The sequence below is a fragment of the Thermodesulfobacteriota bacterium genome (genome assembly GCA_040756475.1).
GTDB lineage: Bacteria > Desulfobacterota > Deferrisomatia > Deferrisomatales > JACRMM01 > JBFLZB01.
Map to the genome: position 1 here is coordinate 1 of JBFLZB010000323.1, position 2,777 is coordinate 2,777.

Consider the following 2,777-nt stretch of genomic DNA (forward strand, 5'->3'; position numbering starts at 1 on the left):
CGCACGGAGCGGGCCGCCCGCTGGGCGGGGCTCCTGGCTCTCGCCGCGCACCGCGGCACCGACGACAACCCCCGGATCGCCAGGCTCCGGGAGCTCTACGACGCCGCCCGAGCGCGGCAGGAGGCAGCAACGTGAGCAAGTCCACCGAGGAACTCTTCTACGGCGACACGCCCAAGACCGGCGCCAACGTGACCCGGAGCCTGCCCCCCGGGTTCCGGCCCGGGACCGAGGCAGCGGCCGCGTTGAAGGGACTGCGCGAGCACCTGGACAACTGCGGGATCGACGGCGAGACGGGCGAGCGGTTGGAATCGCCCTACCTCGGCGCGCTCCTGGAAGACGACTGACATGATGCGCGCCCTCGCATCGGGTATTCGCGTTTTGCTGACCCGCATGGGGTCCCAACCCCGCACCACCTGAACCGTCACGCCCCCGGAGGGCGGGCCCCGGGGAGCGATCCTCGGGGCTCTTTCTTGTCCGGGGTCCTGGGAGCCGGGGGCGACCCGGAAAACCCCGTCTTGGGGCTCCTGGGGCGTCTGGCGAGGGATTGACGACCCCGGCCCCCCTCCGGTACACCGAGGCTGCCCCCGCCCCCTCTTCCCCAGGAGCGGCTCGTGGACGTACGCGACCGGCAGGCCCTCAACACCGACCCGCTGGCCCGACGGCTGGCCCGCGCCTTGGATCGGCGACTTCTCGCCTTGAAGGTGCGCCGGACCTGGGAGGACTTGCAGGCGGAAGCGGGAGCGACCTGGGCGGTTGACGCGACCGCAGCGCGGCACGGGGTGAGCCCCAGGAGTGTGTGGCGAGCCCTGCGGGAGACCCGGCCGCAACGCGCCCGAAAGTGAAGACGTGGCACCGTAGCGGTTGAGGGAACTCCCTACCGGGGGCGTGCTGGGGGCATCTTTGGGGGCATCTTTGGCAGGTGCAGAGCAGAGCTTCCCTTCATTCCTGGCCTTCGCGGCCTTGTTCGATTCCCCCCGCCCCACCATCTTTTCTCCTTTCATTTCAACTACTTGGATTTTCGGTACCCCCCTCTGTCGCACCCACTGTCGCATGCCCGCGGGGCGGCGGGGGGAATGAGACAGTCGGGGGTGTGGCGTTTCTCCAAGCCCAGGAAATCCTTGCCGAAGTAGTCTCGGATCATTCCCGCGTCCGATTCCAGCCCCTCGACGTAGCGTCCGTACACCTCGTAGATCATCTTCTTGGAGCCGTGCCCCATGAGGCGTACCAGCCGCTCGGGGTGCATCCCCGCGGTCAGGGACCACGCCGCGAAGGTGTGCCGCACGGCGTAGGGGACGCGGGCTGGCAGGCCCGCCCGGCGAATGGCCCGGGCCCAAGCGTTCTTGCGGAAGTTGTCGCTCTCGAAGGCGCGGCCGCTGCGCATGCGAAACGGGTACTTGCCCCGGGAGCGGCCCCGCACGAGGTCGAGCTGGCGGCGGATGGCCGCGGTGAGCGGGATCGCGCGCGCCCGATAGGCCGTCTTGAGCGACCCCTTCTCCAGGTCCCCGACGATGGAGTTTTGCACGAGGATCTTGTCCTGTTCGATGTCGCTCCACCGAAGCCCCGCCACCTCCGAGGCGATGCAACCCGTCAGCATCATGAACTCGGCGATGGGGCGGTACCATCGATCCATCGACGCCAGGAGCCGCTGCCATTCCTCGAAGCGAAACACCTGGGGGCTGGACTGCGCCTTCTTCGGGATCAGGCGGGTGTGCCGCTGGCGGCGCAGATACTCGAAGGGGTCGCGCAGGTCCCAGCCGTTCTCCTCGCACGCGTCGGTCCAGACGTGGCGCAGCACCGTGAGAACGTTTCGGATGCGGGACCCCGAGAGGAGCTCGCCCTTCTTGGGCCCCCTCTCGTGGACCATCTGGAGGACGAACTTCTTGACCTCCACTCCGTTGATCTCCCGGAAGACCCTGTCTTTCCAGTACGGAAGCACCCGGTCCTCGAGGATCCTCTCGTAGTCCCGCTGCTTGCTCAAAGAAGGGTCGCGCGCGAGGATCTGCCTGCGCCACTTCTCCGTGTAGGCGCCAAGGGTCACCTGGGAGGGATCGGCCGGAGGCATCTGCCGGCCCTCGCTGCGGGCAATGGCCTCCTTGAGCGCCTGGGGAGCTCCCGGGATGGCGTCCTCGAAGGAGATGGCTCCGGCCTCCAGTCCCAGAAGGACTCGGTCGAGCCAGGCTCGGACCTCTCGTTCGTTCTCGGGGGTATCGGGGCGGCCGGTGGACAAACAGACCCGGTGGCCGGCGTGGTGGAAGTCCACATAGAGGTAGGGGCTGCCGCGTCGGGTGCAGACCCTGCCGCGTCCCGTGTGTTCTTGCTCGTCCGTATTGTCAAAGAACTGGCGTAGTGAGATGACGTCGCCCATGGGTTCGTCCTTCCTCGGGCCGTACGTCCTCTCGGTCCGGCTCGCTGCCGTCCGAGGAGGAATCTTAGCGCAACCCGGAGACCTCATCACAGCCCCCAGTTGAAGCGGTCTCCACCCGTTCCAACCGGGGGAGGTGGTGGGGCACCCGGTGCCCGGGGGGTCTCTGCCGGAGGGGTGCCGCTGCCCAGGGAATCCAAGAGGAGCCGCTTGACGAGCTCCGGCCCCCAAGGGAACCGCCGCGTGCGGGGACCCAAAAGCAGGTAGTGGACCCCCGGGCGCAGCGTCTGGTCCTTCATCAACTCGTACACCAGGGCCCGACTGATCTTGGTGTGCTGGGCAAACTCCTCGGGCGTGAGCAGCTTCGTGGTATCCTGCATCCGTGCCTCCTTCCCGGCGGTGTCGGCGTCCCCGG

Annotated in this window: 4 protein-coding genes; 2 read left to right on the forward strand and 2 right to left on the reverse strand. The window is 68.1% G+C overall.

Annotated elements, in window-relative coordinates; all coding sequences use genetic code 11:
- Positions 1-131: 131 nt before the first annotated feature.
- Complete coding sequence (locus AB1578_23225) at positions 132-344, forward strand: hypothetical protein (GenBank protein MEW6490810.1); 213 nt, start codon at positions 132-134, stop codon at positions 342-344.
- Positions 345-611: 267 nt separating this feature from the next.
- Complete coding sequence (locus AB1578_23230; protein ID MEW6490811.1) at positions 612-842, forward strand: hypothetical protein; 231 nt, start codon at positions 612-614, stop codon at positions 840-842.
- A 164-nt stretch (positions 843-1,006) separates the two neighbouring features.
- On the opposite strand, the gene AB1578_23235 is transcribed toward AB1578_23230, so the two are convergent.
- Both AB1578_23235 and AB1578_23240 read right to left on the reverse strand, forming a co-directional pair.
- On the reverse strand, positions 1,007-2,365 hold the full coding sequence (locus AB1578_23235) for a tyrosine-type recombinase/integrase (protein MEW6490812.1): 1,359 nt from the start codon (positions 2,363-2,365) through the stop codon (positions 1,007-1,009).
- Positions 2,366-2,451: 86 nt separating this feature from the next.
- Positions 2,452-2,777: hypothetical protein (locus tag AB1578_23240; GenBank protein MEW6490813.1), on the reverse strand; the 326-nt coding region annotated here is incomplete at its 5' end.